Annotated in this window: 1 pseudogene; it reads left to right on the top strand. The window is 62.5% G+C overall.

What is annotated here, in order from left to right:
* A pseudogene (locus BP858_RS04055) lies at positions 1-462 on the top strand (pyruvate synthase subunit beta); the annotation flags it as partial.
* Between the last annotated feature and the right edge of the window lie 7 nt (positions 463-469).

Here is a 469-nt window from a genome sequence, read left to right as displayed (position 1 = left end):
GGGGCACGCACCACCACGACCCCCGGCGGCAAGCCTACGGCCAAGAAGGACCTCGACCGTATCGTCGAGGCGCATAACCCCCCCTACATGGCGACCGCCTGCAGCGCCTACCCCCTCGACCTCTATAAGAAGGTGAAGAAGGCGCTCTCGATTCCGGGGCCGAAGTTCATCCATATCCTTGCGCCGTGCCCCCCCGGGTGGCGCTACCCCTCAGAGAAGACCGTCGAGATGGGGAAACTCGCGGTGAAGACCGGAACATGGGTTCTCTACGAGCGTGAGTTCGGGAAACTCTCCATCAGCGGCCCGTCGAAGGCGGCGATGAGGAAGCCCGCGCCCCTGGAGGACTACATCAAGGGTCAGGGCAGGTTCAAGAACATAAAACCTGAAGTCCTCGAAGAGATGCGGCAGCAGGTAGAACGGAACATCCAGCGCTTCTCCCGCGAGGAGGCCGGCATATGCTGACGATCGC

This window comes from Methanoculleus sp. UBA413 (genome assembly GCF_002502935.1).
In the GTDB taxonomy this organism is placed as follows: Archaea; Halobacteriota; Methanomicrobia; order Methanomicrobiales; family Methanoculleaceae; genus Methanoculleus; species Methanoculleus bourgensis.
The sequence above is the reverse complement of the archived record's forward strand: the minus strand, read 5'-3'. Positions and strand labels throughout refer to the sequence as shown.